The organism is Embleya sp. NPDC056575 (genome assembly GCF_042793325.1).
Lineage (GTDB): Bacteria > Actinomycetota > Actinomycetes > Streptomycetales > Streptomycetaceae > Embleya.
Genome location: NZ_JBHTVA010000022.1, coordinates 47,239 through 64,642 on the forward strand (window position 1 = coordinate 47,239; position 17,404 = coordinate 64,642).

Below are 17,404 nucleotides of genomic sequence, written 5' to 3' on the forward strand. Positions count from 1 at the left end.
CGGCATGGTCGTGTCGGTCCTTCCTGGGCTGTACGGGGCTGACGGAAGCTGAACGATGCCGAAACGGGGCCGAGCCGAGCTGTGCCGGCGGCTCGACGGGGCTGTACCGGCCGGGGGAACCCCGGTCAGGACGACCCGAGTTCGCGGTCGATGAAGTCGAGCACCTCGTCCGCGCTCGCCGCTTCGAGCCGCGCGGCGGCGGATGCCGAGGCGCCGGCCCCGGCCGCGTACTCCTCCCGGCCGCGCCACGCGGTGCGCAGCCGGTCGATCCGGCCCGCGATCTCGGCGCGGTCGTCCTCGTCGGCCCGCACCTCGGCGAGCCGGGCGGCCAGGCGGTCCAGTTCGGCGAGCAGCGCGGGCACCGCGGCGGAGGTGTCGGTGTCGGGGACGAGTTCGGCGTACAGGTGGTCGGCGAGGTCGGCCGGGGTCGGGTGGTCGAAGACCAGGGTGGCGGGCAGCCGCAGGTCGGTGGCGGCGTCGAGGCGGTTGCGCAGTTCCACGGCGGTCAGCGAGTCGAAGCCGATGTCGGTGAAGCCTCGGTGCGGGTCCACCGCGTCCGCGCCGCCGAGGCCCAGCACGGTACCCGCGTGGCCGCAGACCAGGTCGACCAGCAGCCTGTGCCGATCCGCCTCGGCCGAAGCGGCCAGGCGCCGTCCCAGGTCGGCGGCCGGCTCCGCCCGGGCGGTGGTGCGAACGCTCCGCCGCCCCGGGCCGCGCACCAGGCCGCGCAAGACCGCGGGCACCGGGCCGGCGCCGCGTTCCAGGGCCGCGCCGTCCAAGCGCAGCGGCAGCAGCAGCGGATCCGGCAGTTTCGTGGCGGCGTCGAACAGGGCCAGGCCCTGCGCGGCGGACAGCGGCACCATCCCGGAACGCACCGCCCGGGCCCGGTCGGCCGGACCGAGGCCGGCGGTGATCCCGCTCGCCTGGTCCCACAACCCCCAGGCCAGCGAGACGCCGGGCAGCCCGGCCGCCCGGCGGTGGTGGGCCAGTGCGTCCAGGAAGGTATTGGCCGCCGCGTAGGCGCCCTGTCCCGCGCCGCCGGACACCCCGGCCACCGACGAGTACAGCACGAACATCGCGAGGTCGGCGTCGGCGGTCAGCCGGTGCAGGTTCATCGCGCCGGCGATCTTCGGGCGCAACACCCGGCGCAGCCCCTCGCCGGTCATGGACGTGACCACGCCGTCCTCGACCACGCCGGCGGCGTGCACGACGGCGGTCAGGGGGTGCGCGGCGGGCACCCGGGCCAGTACGCCGGCAAGTTGCTCCCGATCGGCGACGTCGCAGGCGACGATCTCGACGTGCCGGGCGCCCAGCCGGTGCAGTTCCTCGCGCAGTGCCCGGGCGCCCGGGGCCCGCTCGCCGGCCCGACCGGTGAGCAGCAGGTGTCCGGCACCGTGCGCGGTCACCAGGTGCCGGGCCAGCAGGCCGCCGAGGGCGCCGGTGCCCCCGGTGATCAGTACGGTGCCGTCGGGGTCGGGTGCGGCGGGCACGGTCAGCACGATCTTGCCGATGTGCCTGGCCTGGCTCATGTACCGGTACGCGTGTGCCGCCTCCCGGATGTCCCAGGTGCGCACCGGGAGCAGGTGCAGTGCGCCGCCTTCGACGAGGTCGACGATCTCGGTGAGGATGCGGCCGATGCGCTCGGGGCCGGGGTCGACGAAGGGGTGATAGGTCACCCCCGGATAGCGCGCGGCGATGGCTTCGGGGTCGCGCCGGTCCGTCTTGCCGAGTTCGACCAGTCGGCCGCCGGGGGCCAGCAGGCGCAGCGAGGCGTCCACGTACTCCCGGGCCAGCGCGTTGAGCACGACGTCGACGCCGCGGCCGTCGCCGGCGCCGGCGAAGGCGTGCTCGAAGTCGAGCGTGCGGGAGGAGGCGATGTGCCGGTCATCCAGGCCGAGTTCGCGCAGGGTGTCCCACTTGCCGGGGCTCGCCGTGGCGTAGACCTCGGCGCCGAGGTGCCGGGCCAGTCGTACGGCGGCCATGCCCACGCCGCCGGTCGCCGCGTGGATCAGGACGGATTCGCCCGGCTTGAGGGCGGCGACGTCGAACAGGGCGTGGTGGGCGGTCTGGAAGGCGACCGGCATGCCGGCGGCCTGGGCGAACGTCCATCCCGCCGGGATGCGTACGACCGCCCGGTGGTCGACGACGGCGACCGGGCCGAGTGCGGCGGGCACCCGGCCCGTCACCCGGTCGCCGGGTCGCCAGGCGCCGGCGGCCGAGCCGACCTCGGTGACGATCCCGGCGGCCTCGGTGCCCATGCCGACGTGCGCGGGTACCACGCCCAGACCGACCAGCACGTCGCGGAAGTTGAGGCCGGCGGCGCGCACCGCGAGCCGGATCTCGTGCGGGGCGAGCGAGCGGGCGGCGTCCGGGAAGGGCAGCGGCGCGAGGCGGTCCAGGTCGCCCGCGCCGGTGGTGTCCAGCACCCAGGGGCCGTCGGGGGCGGCGGGCAGCAGTTGGGTGTCGTCGCCCCGGGCGATCCTCGGGACCAGCGCCGCGCCCGCGCGCAGGGCGGTCTGCGACTCGCCGGCGGCGAAGGCCGCCCGTACGGCGTCGGGCAGCGTGGTCGGCGCGTCGGCGTCCGGGTCGATGTCGACGAGCAGGAACCGCCCCGGGTGTTCGGCCTGTACCGAGCCCAGCAGGCCCCGGACGGCCGCGTGGGCCGGGTCGGTGACGCCCTCGCCGGGGCGGGCCGCGACCGCACCGCGTGTGAGGACGACCAACCGGGTCGCCGCCCACGCGGGGTGGGCCAACCACTGCCGGACGGTGTGCAGCATGCGCTCGACGGCCCGGTCGGCCGCGTCGGGCAGTGCCGCCACGGGCTCCGGGGCGAGCGGGAGCAGGAACACCGCCGGCGGGGCGGACTCCTCGGCGGGCGAGCCGAGTTCGGGATGCTCGCGCGCCGCGATCCCGGCCCGCTCCAGCGCGTCGCGCAGGCCGAAGGGGTCGGGGGCGAGCACCGCCCACGAGCCCTCGTCCGTTGTGTCCTGCGGCTGCTCGGGTACGGCGAGTGGGACCCAGTCGAGCCGGTACAGCTCGCCACCGGCCGGCTCGGCGGGGCCGCTGGGGCGCGTCACCAGTTCGCGGACCGAGACCACGGGGTTGCCGGAGCCGTCGGCGGCGACCAGTTCGACCGCGTCGGCGCCGGTGACCGACATGCGTACCCGCAGCGCACCGGCGCCGACGGCGTGCACGCTCACCCCGCTCCAGGAGAACACCAGTCGAGGCTGCCCGGGATCGTGCCCGTGCTCGATCAGGCCGCCGGCGTGCAGGGCCGCGTCGAAGAGCGCCGGGTGCAGGAGGAAGTCGGCGGCGGTGGGGAGGTGTTCGTCGGGCAGGGCGACCTCGGCGTACACGTGATCGCCGAGCCGCCAGGCCGCGCGCAGGCCGCGGAAGGACGGGCCGTACCCGAAGCCGCCGGCCGCGAGGTCGGCGTAGAAGTCGCCGAGGTCGACGGGTTCGGCTCCGGGCGGCGGCCACGGCGCCGAGGTGACGGGATCCGCGTCGGGCGCGGTCTCGGCGACGGCTTCGGGGGTGAGTACGCCGACCGCGTGCCGGGTCCACGCGCCGTCCGTACCCGACCCGTGATCGCCCGTGTCCTCGCGCCGGGAGTGCACCTCCACCCGGCGGCGACCGGCCTCCTCGACCGCTCCGACCGTGACCTGGATCCACACCGCGTCGTGCTCGGGGACGACGAGCGGTGCCTCCACCATGAGTTCGGCCACGTGCGGGCAGCCCACCCGGTCACCGGCCCGGATCGCGACCTCCACGAACGCGGTGCCGGGGAAGAGCACGCTGCCGCCGACCGCGTGGTCCGCCAGCCACGGGTGGGTGCGGCGGGACAACCGTCCGGTGAGGACCGGTCCGTCGCCCGCCGCCAGGCTCAGTTCGGCGCCGAGCAGCGGGTGGCCGGTGGCGATCGACCCCGGGCCGGCCGGCATCGGCGCGCCCGCGTCGACGTCGAGCCAGTAGCGCCTGCGGCGGAACGCGTAGGTGGGCAGGTCGATCCGGCGGGCGCCGGTGCCGGCGAAGAACCGCTCGCCGTCGATCCGGCTGCCGGACGCGTGCAGGGCGCCGAGGGCGTGTACCGCGGTCACCGCCTCCGGTCGACCCCGGCGCAGGGCCGGCACGCAGACCGGGATCGCGGCCGATCCGGATCTGCGGGCGGCTGGGAAGTCCCGGGCGAGGGCGGTCAACACCCCGTCGGGGCCCAGTTCGATCAGCGCGCTCGCGCCCGCGTCGGCGAGCGCGGCGAGGCCGTCGGCGAACCGCACCGTCTCGCGCACGTGCCGGACCCAGTAGTCCGCGCTGCCCGCCTCCTCCGCCGTGAGGGAGCGGCCGGTCCGGTTGGAGATGACCTGGATGCGCGGAGCCGACGCCGAAACGCTCGCCGCCACCTCGCGGAACCGGTCGGACAGGCCGTCCATGTGCGCGCTGTGGAACGCGTGGCTCGTCTGCAACCGCCGGGTCCGTCGGCCCTGTTCGGCGAACCGGCGGGCCAGCGCGAGCACCGGCTCGGTGTCCCCGGAGACCACCACCGCCGCCGGGCCGTTGACCGCCGCCACGTCGACGGCGCCGCCGTGCGCGGCGACGGTGTCGGCGATCGCGGCGCGCACCTCCTCCTCGCTCGCGGCGACCGCGACCATCGCGCCGCCTGAGGGCAGTTCCTGCATCGCGAGCGCTCGGGCCGCGACCAGCGCCGCCGCGTCGGGCAGCGACCACACCCCGGCCAGGTGGGCGGCGGACAACTCGCCGATCGAATGGCCCAGCAACAACTCGGGGCGCACGCCCCACGATTCGTACAGTCGGAACAGGGCGACCTGGAGCGCGAACAGGCCGGTCTGCGCGTAGACGGTCCGCCCGAGCAGTTCCGCCGTGCCCGGATCGTCGACGCTCAGCACGACCTCGGCCACCGGCCGTTCGACGTGTCCGGCCAGTCGGGCGTCCAGCTCCCGGGCCACCGCGTCGAAGGCGTCGGCGAACACCGGCCAGGCCGCGTACAGTTCCCGGCCCATGCCCGGGCGCTGACCGCCCTGCCCGGTGAACAGGTAGGCCACGCGGGCGTCCTGGCCGACCCGACCCCGCACGACACGGGTGGTGTCCTCGCCTCGGGCCAGTGCGTCGAGCCCGGCGAGCAGGTCGTCGGGACCGGTGCCCACGACGACGGCACGGGAGTCGAGGGCGGCGCGGGACACGGCCAGCGAATAGGCCACGTCGGCGGGCCGGAACCCCGGCCGCGCCCGCAGATACGCGGCGAGCCGAGCGGCCTGCTCCCGCAACGCCTCGTCGCCCCGGGCACCGAGGACCCAGGGCAACGCGGGGGCGTCGGCGCCGGTCGGCACGTCGGGTTCGCCCGGCGCCGGTTCCGCCGGCGACGGCGGCGCCTCCTCCACGATCACGTGTGCGTTGGTGCCGCTCACCCCGAAAGAGGAGACGCCGGCCCGGCGCGGACGGCCGTCGCTCGGCCAGGGTTGGGCCCGGGTGAGGAGTTCGACGCCGCCGGACGACCAGTCGACGTGCGGGGTCGGCTCGTCCACGTGCAGTGTGCGCGGCAGCAGTTCGTGCCGCATGGCCTCGATCATCTTGATCACGCCGGCCACGCCCGCCGCCGCGCCGGTGTGGCCGATGTTCGACTTGACCGCGCCGAGGCGCAGCGGTCGTCCGGCGGGCCGGTCGCGGCCGTAGGTGGCCAGCAGCGCCCGCGCCTCGATCGGGTCGCCCAGGACCGTACCGGTGCCGTGGGCCTCGACCGCGTCGACGTCGTGGGCGTTCAGCCGTGCGGCGTCGAGGGCTTGGCGGATGACCCGTTCCTGGGCGAGGTCGTTGGGGGCGGTCAGGCCGTTGCCGGCGCCGTCCTGGTTCACGGCGCTGCCCCGGATGACGGCCAGTACGCGGTGTCCGGCCCGGACGGCGTCGCCGAGCCGTTCGAGCAGCAGCACTCCCGCGCCCTCGGCCCAGCCGGTCCCGTCCGCCGCCGCGGCGAACGCTTTGCAGCGCCCGTCGGGGGCGAGGCCGCGCTGCCGGCTGAACTCGACGAAGATGCCGGGAGTGGACAGCACGGTCACCCCGCCGGCCAGTGCCATCGTGCACTCGCCGCGACGCAGCGCGTGCACGGCGAGGTGGATGGCCACGAGCGAGGACGAGCACGCGGTGTCGACCGTGACGGCCGGGCCCTCGAGGCCGAGGGTGTAGGCGACGCGCCCGGAGACGACGCTGACCATGCCGCCGGTGCCGAGGTATCCCTCGACCTCTTCCGGCACGTCGACGATCCGCTCGGCGTAGCCGGAGGAGACGGCGCCCGCGAACACCCCGACCCGACTGCCGCCGAGCGAGGTCGGGTCGATGCCGGCGCGCTCGAACACCTCCCAGGAGGTCTCCAGGAACAACCGCTGTTGCGGGTCCATGGCCAGTGCCTCGCGCGGGTTGACGCCGAACAGTTCGGCGTCGAAGTCGGCCGCGCCGGCCAGGAATCCGCCGCGCCGGGTGTACGTGTGCCCGGCCCGGGCGGGGTCCGGGTCGTAGATCCCGTCGACGTCCCAGCCGCGGTCGCGCGGGAAGTCGCCGAGCGCGTCCACCTCTTCGGCGACGAGCCGCCACAACTCCTCGGGCGTGTCCACCCCGCCGGGGTAGCGACAGGCGGTGGCGACCACGGCGATCGGCTCGTGTGCCGCCGCCTCGACCTCGCGCAGCCGGCGGCGGGTCCGGCCGAGATCGGCGGTGGTCCGCTTGAGGTAGTCGAGGAGCTTTTCCTCGTTGGTCGAAGGGTTGGTCGAAGGCTTGGTCGAAGGGTTGGTCGATGCGTCCGCCGATGCGTCGCTCGATGCGTTGGTCGACACGCGAGCCCACTTTCGCCAGGTGGCCGGAGGGAAGCCGGAGGGAGTCCCCTTACGTCGGGTCAGGCGCTGTCGGGCCCCAGTTCCCGGTCGAGCAGGTCGAACATGTCTTCGGCGGAGGAGTCGGCCAGCGCCTCCCCGTCCAGGGCGGCGTGGTCCGCCGCCTCGGCATCGCACGCGTCGCGCCAGGTCCACAGCAGGGTTTCCAGGCGCCGGGCGACCGCCGCCCGCGTCGCCGAATCGGCGGGCAGCCGGGAGAGCGCGTGCTCCAGTCGGCCGAACGCCATCGGCGCCGGACCGACTTCGGTCGTGCTCTCGGGCCCGAGGGTGGTGTCCAGGTGGGCGGCCAGGGCCGCCGCGGTGGGGTGACTGAACACGAGGGTCACCGGCAGGTGCAGGCCGAGGGCGGTACTCAGCCGACCGCGCAGTTCGACGGCGGCCATCGAGTCCAGGCCGAGGTCGCGCAGCGGCTTGTCCATGGGCACGCCCGCTTCGACCTGGCCCAGGACGGCCGCGATATGGGCCACCACCAGGTCGCGCAGCGCCCGCCGCCGCTCCGTCGTGCCCAGCGCACCCAGCGCGGCCGACGCCGCCTCGTCCCCCGCATCGACGTCGTCCACCGTCCGGACTGCGACGGGCTGCGGCAGTGGGACCGAATCGCTGTCCTCCGCCGCGGATTTCGCCTCGGCGAGCGCGGCCCGGAAGCGCTCCGGCGAGACGGTGCCCAGTACGAGCGAGCGCACCGTGAAGGCCGCCGCGCCGGTCGTGGTCGCCGCGACCAGCGACAGGGTGTCCGAGGTGTCACCCGTCGGCTCCAGCCGGATCCGCAACGAGGTCGCGCCGGTCGCGTGCGGCGTGACACCGGACCATACGAACGGCATGCGGATCGCCGCGTCGCTCTCCCCCGCCGTCGCGCCCGCGCCGAGCGCTCGCAACGCGGCCGTCACGAGCACCGGATGCGGCCCGTAGCCGACGGCGTCCTGCCGTCGATCGGCGGGGAGGGAGACCTCCATGTATCGGGTCGCGCCGGACTGCCATACGCCGCGCAGCACTTGATCGGCCGGATCCACCCCGTCGTCACCGGTCGGTGTGGGCACCGGGATCGTCACCGGTACCGCACCGACCGGCGGCCACACGAGCAGATCGTCCTCGGGCCCGGCCGCGTCCTCCGCCGCCTCGGCCACGGGAGCGAGCAGGCCCTCGGCGTGCCGGGTCCAGGCTCCTGCCGCCGCCGGGTCGTCCGGCCGGGAGTGCACGGCCACCGTCCGGCGGCCGTCGGGGCGGCCGGCGCCGACCACCACCCGCAGATGGACCCCGTCGCGCTCGGGCAGCGGTAGCGGCGCCGTCAGGGTCAACTCCTCCACCGTGCCGAGCCCGGTCGATCGGCCCGCGTGCAGGGCGAGTTCGACGAGGGCGGCGCCGGCCAGCACCACCGTGCCCGGGAACGGCGACTCGGCCGCCCACGGATGGGTGTGCCGGCCGACGCGTCCGGTGAAGACGATCCCGGCCGCGCCGGGCAGGTCGATCGCCGCGCCGAGTACGGGGTGTCCGGTCGGGGTCAGGCCCAGTCCCCGCGCGTCGGTCGCGGTGCCCGAGTCGTCCCGTAGCCAGTACCGCTCCCGCTGGAACGCGTAGGTGGGCAGGTCCGTCACCCTCGGCTCGGTGTCGGCGAAGGCGACCCGCCAATCGACGTCCACGCCGTGCACGTACGCCCGGGAGAGGGCGCGGGTGAAGCGGTCGTGGCCGCCCTCGCCGCGCCGCAGGGTGTCCAGGACCGCGGCCCGCGAGCCGGCCGCCTCGACCGTCTCCAGGATGGCGGTAGTCAGCACCGGGTGCGCGCTGACCTCGACGAAGGTGTCGTGGCCCTGGTCGAGCAGGGCCCGGACGGTCTCCTCGAAGCGTACGGTCCGGCGCAGGTTGGTGTACCAGTATTCGGCGTCCAGGGTGGTGCCCTCGACCACCGCGCCGGTGACGGCGGAGTGGAACGGCACGTCCGCGGCGCGGGGTTCGAGGTCGGCGAGGGCGGTGAGCAGTGTTTCCCGGATCGACTCGACCTGCGGGGAGTGCGAGGCGTAGTCGACCGGGACGCGCCGCGCCCAGACGTCGCGCTCCTCGCACCGCGCCAGCACCTCGGTCAGCGCCGTCGGGTCGCCGGAAAGGGTCACCGAATGCGGGGCGTTGACCGCCGCGAGCGCGACGCGGTCGCCGAACGGCGCGGTCAGTTCGCCCGCTTCGTCGGCGGACAGCGCCACCGAGGCCATCCCGCCCTTGCCGGACAGGTCGAGCAGCGCCCGGCCGCGCAGCGCGACGATCCGGGCGCCGTCCTCCAGCGAGAGGGCGCCCGCGACGCAGGCGGCGGCGATCTCGCCCTGGGAGTGGCCCACCACGGCGGCGGGGTGCACGCCGTAGGCCCGCCACAACCGGGCCAGCGAGACCATCACCGCCCACAACACCGGCTGCACCACGTCGACCCGCTCCAGCCACCCGTCCGAATCCGAACCCAGGATGGTGGTCAACGACCAGTCGACGAACGGCGCGAGCGCCTCCTCGCACGCCCGGATCCACGCGGCGAACTCGGGTGACGCGTCGAGCAGCCCGCCGGCCATCCCGACCCACTGGGAACCCTGTCCGGGAAAGACGAACACCGGACGATGCCCAGCCTGGGCGACACCGAGCACCGCGTCGACCCCAGAGCCCCCGGCCGTCAACCCCGCAAGGGCGGTCGCCAACCCCTTCCGGTCGGCCGCGGTGACCACGGCCCGGTGTTCGAGCCCGGCCCGCGAAACGACGGATGAGTAGGCGAGGTCGAGCAACTCGCGGTAATCGTGCCCGGGTTCGTGAGACACAGGGCCATCGGCGGATCGCTCCGGTGTCGGCGACTCGATGTGTTCGGCCAACCGCGCGGCCTGCGCGCGCAGCGCCTCGGCGGAGTGGGCGGACAGTACGACGGGCAGACGGAGCGGGGCCGTTCCGAGGCCGTCGGCCGGGCGAGGTGCCCGCTCCCGCGTGGGCTCGGCGGGTGGTTGTTCGAGGATCACGTGCGCGTTCGTACCGCTGACCCCGAACGCCGAGACGGCCGCCCGACGCGGCCGGCCGAGGTCGGGCCAGGGGCGTGGCGCCGTCGACAACTCCACCGTGCCGGCCGACCAGTCGACGTGCGGGGTCGGCTCGTCGACGTGCAGCGTCGCGGGCAGGACGCCCGCGCGCATCGCCAGCACCATCTTGATCACGCCCGCGACGCCCGCCGCGGCCTGCGTGTGCCCGATGTTGGATTTCACCGAGCCGACGTGCACCGGCAGGTGCGCCGGCCGATCCCGACCATAGGTCGCGATCAGCGCTTGCGCCTCGATCGGGTCGCCGAGGGTGGTGCCCGTCCCATGCGCCTCGACCGCGTCGATGTCCCGCGTCGCCAGCCCCGCGTTGGCCAGGGCCTGCCGGATCACCCGCTGCTGTGCCGGCCCGTTGGGCGCGGTCAGCCCGTTGCTCGCACCGTCCTGGTTCACCGCGGATCCGCGAACGACGGCGAGTACGCGGTGCCCGTCGCGGACGGCGTCCGACAGGCGCTCGACCACCAGGACACCGACCCCCTCGGCCGGCCCGAACCCGTCGGCGGACGCCGCGAACGCCTTGCAGCGGCCATCCGCCGCGAGACCGCGTTGCCGGCTGAACTCGACGAACAACCCCGGCTCCGACATCACGGTCACCCCACCCGCCAGGGCCATCGTGCACTCCCCGCCGCGCAGCGCCTGGACCGCCAGGTGCAGCGCGACGAGCGAGGACGAACAGGCCGTGTCGACGGTGACCGCGGGCCCCTCGAACCCGAAGGTGTACGCGACCCGGCCGGAGCCCACGCTCGGCGTGTTCCCGGTGCCCAGGTAGCCCTCCAACTCGTGCGGGGCGCGGGCGAGCCGGCCCGCGTACCCCTGCGCCGCGAGTCCGGTGTACACGCCGATCCGACTGCCGCCGAGGGCGTCCGGCGCGATGCCGGCGTGTTCGAGGGCCTCCCAGGACGTCTCCAGGAGCAGCCGCTGCTGCGGATCCATCGCCAGTGCCTCGCGGTGACTGATCCCGAACAGGTCGGCGTCGAACCGGTCGGCGTCGTACAGGAATCCACCGGATCGGGTGTAACTGGTGCCCGGATGGTCGGGGTCCGGGTGGAACAGTCCGGCGAGGTCCCAGCCGCGATTCGTCGGGAACTCGGAGATCGTGTCCGCGCCCGCCGCGATCAGCCGCCACAGGTCGTCGGCGGAGCGCACGTCCCCGGGGAATCGGCAGGCCATGCCGACGATCGCGATCGGCTCGTGGGCGGCGGCGACCGGCGGCTCCTCGACCGATTCCGGTTCCGTTCCGAACAGTTCGGCGTCGAGCCGGCCGGCCAACGCGGCCGGGGTCGGGTGGTCGAAGATCAGCGTGGCGGGCAGCCGCAGCCCGGTGCCGGCGGCGAGCCGGTTGCGCAGTTCGACCGCGGTCAGCGAATCGAAACCGAGCGCCTTGAAGGCGCGGTCGGCGGGGACCGCCCTCTCGTCGCCGTGGCCGAGCACGGCGGCGGCGTGCGTACGGACCAGTTCCAGCAACACGCGCGAACGCTCGGCGGGCCCGAGCGCGGCGGTGCGCCGCTGCCACGTCGACCCGTCCACGTCCCCGTCGGTCGCCGCGACCCGCCGGGCCGGACCGCGTACCAGGCCGCCGAACATCACCGGCAGCGTGCCCGTCCCGGCCAACGTGCGCAGCGCCGCCGGGTCCACGCGCATCGGCACGACGAGCGTGCGCGGCCCGGATCGGGCGGCGTCGAAGAGCCGGAGTCCGAGTGTGTCGGACATGGGCAGGGTGCCGCCGCGCGCCATCCGGTTCAGGTCGTCGCGGCCCAGTCGCCCGGTCATGCCACTGGTCTTCGCCCACAGCCCCCAGGCCAACGACGTGCCCGGCGCGCCGGCGGCCTGCCGGTGCGCGGCCAGTGCGTCCACGAAGGTGTTGGCGGCGGCGTAGTTGGCCTGCGCCGGGCCGCCCAGGACGCCGGCGATCGAGGAGAAGAGCACGAAGGCGGCGAGGTCGTGGCCGGCGGTCAGCTCGTGCAGGTTGATCGCGCCGTCGACCTTGGCCCGCAACACCGATTCCAGATCCTCCGGCGTCATGGACTCGACCAGACCGTCGGCCAGCACCCCGGTGGCGTGCAGGACCCCGGTGAGCGGCGCGGATTCGGGGATGCGCGCGAGCACTTCGGCGAGGGCTTCGCGGTCGGCCGCGTCGCACTCCTCGACGACCACCCGCGCCCCGAGACCGGCGAGTTCGGACACCAGCTCCGCCGCACCCGGGGCGGCCATGCCCCGGCGGCTGAGCAACACCAGACCGCGCACACCGTGTTCGGCGACAAGGTGCCGGGCCACCAGAGCGCCCAGCGTGCCCGTACCGCCGGTGATCAACACCGTCCCGTCCGGATCGAGCGGCACCGGCATCCGAAACACCAACTTGCCCGTATGCCGCGCCTGCGCCATGAACCGAAACGCCTCCGACGCCCACCGCACGTCGAAACACCGTACCGGGACCGGTGCCAAGACGCCGGACCGGAACAGGGGCATCAGCACCGCGAACAACTCCGCGATCCCGTCCGCGCCCGCCGCCTCGACCAGATCGAAGGCCCGATACGACGCGATCCCGGGGCGGGCCGCGCGAACCGCGGCCTCGTCCCGGACATCGGTCTTGCCCATCTCCACGAACCTGCCACCGTCGCGGAGCAGTCCCAGCGAGGCGTCCACGAACTCGCCCGCCAGCGAGTTCAACACCACGTCCACACCCCGACCGTTCGTCGCGGCCCGGAAACGCGTCGCGAAATCGAGCGTCCGCGAATCACCGATATGCGCGTCGTCCAAACCCAACGACCGCAGCACATCCCACTTGCCACGACTCGCCGTCGCGAACACCTCGGCACCCAGATGCCGGGCGACCTGCACCGCCGCCATCCCCACCCCACCGGTCCCCGCATGGATCAGCACCGACTCACCCGCCCGCAGCCGACCGAGCGCGGACAGCCCGTGATACGCCGTCAGGAACACCACCGGCACCGACGCCGCCCGCTCCCAGGACCATTCGTCGGGCACCTGTACGAGGGTCCGCACGTCGGCTACCGCGGTCTGCCCGAAGGCCGGGAACAGCCCCAACACCTGATCCCCGACCGCGAATTCGGAAACGCCGGGACCCACCTCGGTCACCACGCCCGCGCCTTCGCCGCCCATTGTCGCGGCATCCGGATACACGCCCAACGCGATCAGCACATCGCGGAAGTTGAGCCCCGCCGCCCGCACCGCGATGCGCACCTGCCCTGATCGCAGCTGCTCCAATGCCTCCGGCGCGGGCACCGGCGCCAGGTCCTCCAAGGTGCCGGTCCCGGACGTGTGCAACCGCCAGGCGCCCGACGGCGGGATCAGCGCGTCGGCGGTGCCGGCCCGGGCCAGCCGCGGCACGAGCATGTCGCCATGGCGCAGCGCGAGTTGTGACTCGCCGCTGCGCACGGCGGCGTCCAGGAGCGCCGCCGACGCCGGGCTGTCGTCCGTGTCCACCAGCACGAATCGGCCCGGGTGTTCGGTCTGCGCGGACCTGACCAGGCCCCACACCGGCGCGTGTACGAGGTCCGTGACCACATCGGCCGGTCCCGCCGCCACCGCGCCGTGGGTCACCAGGACCAGCCGCGACCGCGACCGCTCCGCGGCCGCGAGCCATCCCTGAATGCGCCCCAACACCTCGACTGTCGCCGCCGCCATGGTGTCCGCGAGCCCGTCGCCGAAAGCCGACGGAGCGCAGTCGAGCAGGGTGATCTCGTCCGCGCCCGGTTGTTCGACCACCGCGGTCGGGATCCAGTCCAGGTGAAAAAGACTGTCGGCCGTCTCGTCGGCGGCGTGGGCGAGTCGGTCGGCGGTGATCGGCCGGAGGGTGAGGCTTCGCGCGGAGAAGACCGGTCCGCCGCTACCGTCGGTGGCCTCGATGCTCACGAGATCGCCGTCTCCCACGGACAGTCGCACCCGCAGCGACGACGCACCGGAGGCCGACAGGCGTACGCCGCTCCACACGAACGGCAGGCGGATCGCGGTGCGGGCGTCGCCGATTTCGGTCAACGCCGCCACCTGTACCGCGGCGTCCAGAAGCGCCGGGTGGATCCCGAAGCGGTTGGCATGCTCGCGTTGTTCGGCGGGGAGGGCCACTTCGGCGTACACGTGCTCGCCGACGTGCCAGGCCGCGCGCAGCCCCCGGAAGGACGGGCCGTAGGTGTAGCCGGCCTCGGCCAGGTCCGGATAGAAACGCTCCAGCTCGATCGGCCGCGCACCGACAGGCGGCCACGCGGGGGGCGCGGTGCCGGCGTCGGTCGGCGCGGCGGTGTCGGGCAGGAGGATGCCGCCGGCGTGCCTGGTCCACTCCCGGTCGGCGTCGTCGTCGAGGCGCGAGAACACGGAGACCGCCCGGCCACCGTCGGCCGCCGGTGCCGCGACCACGACCTGGATCCGTACGCCGCCCTGCTCGGGCAGCACCAGCGGTGTTTCCAGGGTCAGTTCGGCAAGCAGGCCGCAGCCCACACGATCCCCGGCGCGCACGGCCAGTTCGACGAAGGCCGTACCGGGTAGCAGCACCGTCCCGGCAACCGCGTGGTCCGCGAGCCAGGCGTGCGAGGACAGCGACAGCCGCCCGGTGAGCAGGAATCCCTGCCCGTCCGCCAGGGACACCGAGGCGCCGAGGAGGGGGTGGCCCTCGCCGGTGAGCCCGAACCCGGCGGCATCGTCGCCGCCGCCGGTCGCGACGTCGCGCAGCCAGTAGCGTCGACGGCGGAAGGCGTAGGTCGGCAATTCGAGGTCGCTGCTGGTGTGTTCGCCCGTGAGAGGTGTCCAGTCGACGGTGATGCCGTTGACGTGTGCCTCGGCGAGTGCCGTGGTGAAACGCTTCGGGCCACCCTCACCACGCCGCAACGTCCCCAACACCACCGCCTCGGCACCCGCGGCCTCGACCGTGCCCTCGACGGCCGCGGTCAACACCGGATGGGCACTCACCTCGACGAACCCGTCGAACCCCCGAGCCAGCAAAAGCCGCACCGTCTCCTCGAAACGCACCGTACGCCGCAGATTCGCATACCAATACTCCGCATCGAGCAACATCGCACCCGACCGTTCCGCGGTCACCGTCGAATACAACGGCACCGACGGCACCACCGGCACCACACCCGCCAACCCACCCAACAACCGCTCCCGAACCGACTCCACCCCCACCGAATGCGACGCATAATCCACCGGCACCCGACGCACCCACACACCCCGCGCCCCACACACACCAACCAACTCGTCCACCGCACCCGGATCACCGGACACCGTCACCGACACCGGCCCGTTCACCGCCGCAACCGACAACCGCCCCCCGAACCGCCCCAACAACCCGACCACATCGCCATACGACGCCGACACCGACACCATCGCCCCGGAACCCGCCAACACCCCAAGCGCCCGACTCCGCAACGCCACCACCCGCGCACCATCCGCCAACGACAACGCCCCCGCCACACACGCCGCCGCGATCTCCCCCTGCGAATGACCCACCACCGCACCCGGCACCACACCGAACGACCGCCACAACTCCGCAAGCGAAACCATCACCGCCCACAACACCGGCTGCACCACATCCACCCGCCCCAACCACACCCCCGACCCCGACCGCAAAACCGACACCAACGACCAATCCACAAACGGCGCAAGCGCCGCCTCACACTCCGCAACCCGCCCGGCAAACACCGGAAAACCATCCAGCAACTCCGCACCCATCCCCACCCACTGCGACCCCTGCCCCGGAAACACAAACACCGTCCGACCCGAGGACCGCACGACTCCGGACACCACATCCATCGCCGGCCCCCCGGCAGCCAGCGCCGCCAGACGTGCCGTCAACTCCCCGTGGCCCGAGGCGGATACGACGGCCCGGTGCTCGAACGCCGACCGGGTGGCGACCAGCGCCGATGCGACCGCCGCAGGGTCCGACTCGGGGTGCGCGGCCACGAAATCGGCGAGTCGGCCCGCCTGCGCCCGCAAGGCGGCCTCCGACGTGCCCGACACCACGAACGGCAGCGCCCCCGACGCGGCGGGGCGCGGCCGACCCGCCTCCGGCTCCGGGTCCGCCGCCTGCTCGACGATCACGTGCGCGTTCGTCCCGCTGATCCCGAACGACGAGACCGCGGCCCGGCGCGGGCGATCGACCTCGGGCCACGCCCGCGCGGCGGTCAGCAGTTCCACCGCGCCCGCCGACCAGTCGATCCGGGTCGAGCGCTCTTCGGCGTGCAGGGTTTTGGGGAGAATTCCGGCCCGGATCGCCAGCACGGTCTTGATCAGGCCCGCGACGCCCGCCGCCGCGCCGGTGTGGCCGATGTTCGACTTCACCGAGCCCAGCCACAGCGGGCGATCGGCCGGGCGGCCCTGACCGTAGGTGGCGATCAACGCCTGCGCCTCGATCGGGTCACCGAGCCTGGTACCGGTGCCGTGCGCCTCGACCGCGTCGACATCGCCCGCCGACAGACCGGCGTTCGCCAACGCGAGCCGGATGACCCGCTGCTGTGAGGGGCCGTTGGGGGCGGTGAGACCGTTGCCCGTGCCGTCCTGGTTGACCGCGCTCTCCCGGACCACCGCGAGCACCCGGTGGCCGGCGCGCCGTGCGTCGGTCAGCCGCTCGACCAGGAGTACGCCCGCGCCGTCGGCGAGGCCCATACCGTCGGCGGCATCCGCGAACGCCTTGCAGCGGCCGTCCGCGGCCAGCCCGCGCTGGGCGCCGAAGCCGAGGAACTGGATCGGGGACGACAACACCGTCACGCCGCCGACCAGGGCCAGCGAACATTCGTCGTTGCGCAGCGCCTGTACGGCCAGGTGCAGGGCCACCAACGACGAGGAGCACGCGGTGTCCACGGTCACGGCGGGGCCTTCGAGGCCGTACAGGTAGGACAGTCGGCCGGCGAGCACGGCGGCGGCCGTACCGGTGGTCAGGTGTCCCAGGTGTTCGTCGGGTACCCGACCGCTCGTCCAGGCGTAGTCCACGCTGTTCGTACCGATGAATACGCCCGCCCGGCTGCCGCGCAGACCGGCCGGGGGGATGCCGGCGTGTTCGAAGGCCTCCCAGGAGGTCTCCAGGAGCAGGCGTTGCTGCGGGTCCATCGCCAGCGCCTCGCGCGGTGAGATGCCGAAGAAGTCGGCGTCGAAGTCCGCGACATCGCGGATGAAGCCGCCGGCCGCGGCGTAGGTGGTGCCGGGGTGCTCCGGGTCGGGGTGGTACAGCCGGTCCACGTCCCAGCCGCGATCCCGGGGCAGCGGGCCGATGGTGTCCTCGCCGCGTTCGAGCAGGTCCCACAGGTCGTGCGGGGAGGCGATGCCGCCGGGGAGGCGGCAGGCCATGCCGACGATCGCCACGGGTTCGGTGGTGGCGGCGGCGGCCTCGAAGGCGGCGATCCGCTGCTGTGCGTCGTGCAGTTCGCTCGTGGCCCACTTCAGGTATTCGCGAAGGGTTTCCTCAGTGGCCACGGCAGTCCTCCGGTGCTGGGGTCGCGGTGTGCGTGCGGGCGG

At 74.1% G+C, this 17,404-nt stretch carries 1 protein-coding gene and 1 pseudogene; both read right to left on the minus strand.

Features of this window, described 5'->3' with window-relative positions; genetic code table 11:
* Positions 1–125: 125 nt before the first annotated feature.
* On the minus strand, positions 126–7,010 hold the full coding sequence (locus tag ACFRCG_RS19095) for an SDR family NAD(P)-dependent oxidoreductase (protein ID WP_380032917.1): 6,885 nt from the start codon (positions 7,008–7,010) through the stop codon (positions 126–128).
* Positions 6,896–17,344: pseudogene (locus ACFRCG_RS19100) on the minus strand (SDR family NAD(P)-dependent oxidoreductase); the annotation flags it as partial. The gene ACFRCG_RS19095 and the pseudogene ACFRCG_RS19100, both read right to left, overlap by 115 nt.
* Positions 17,345–17,404 lie beyond the last annotated feature (60 nt).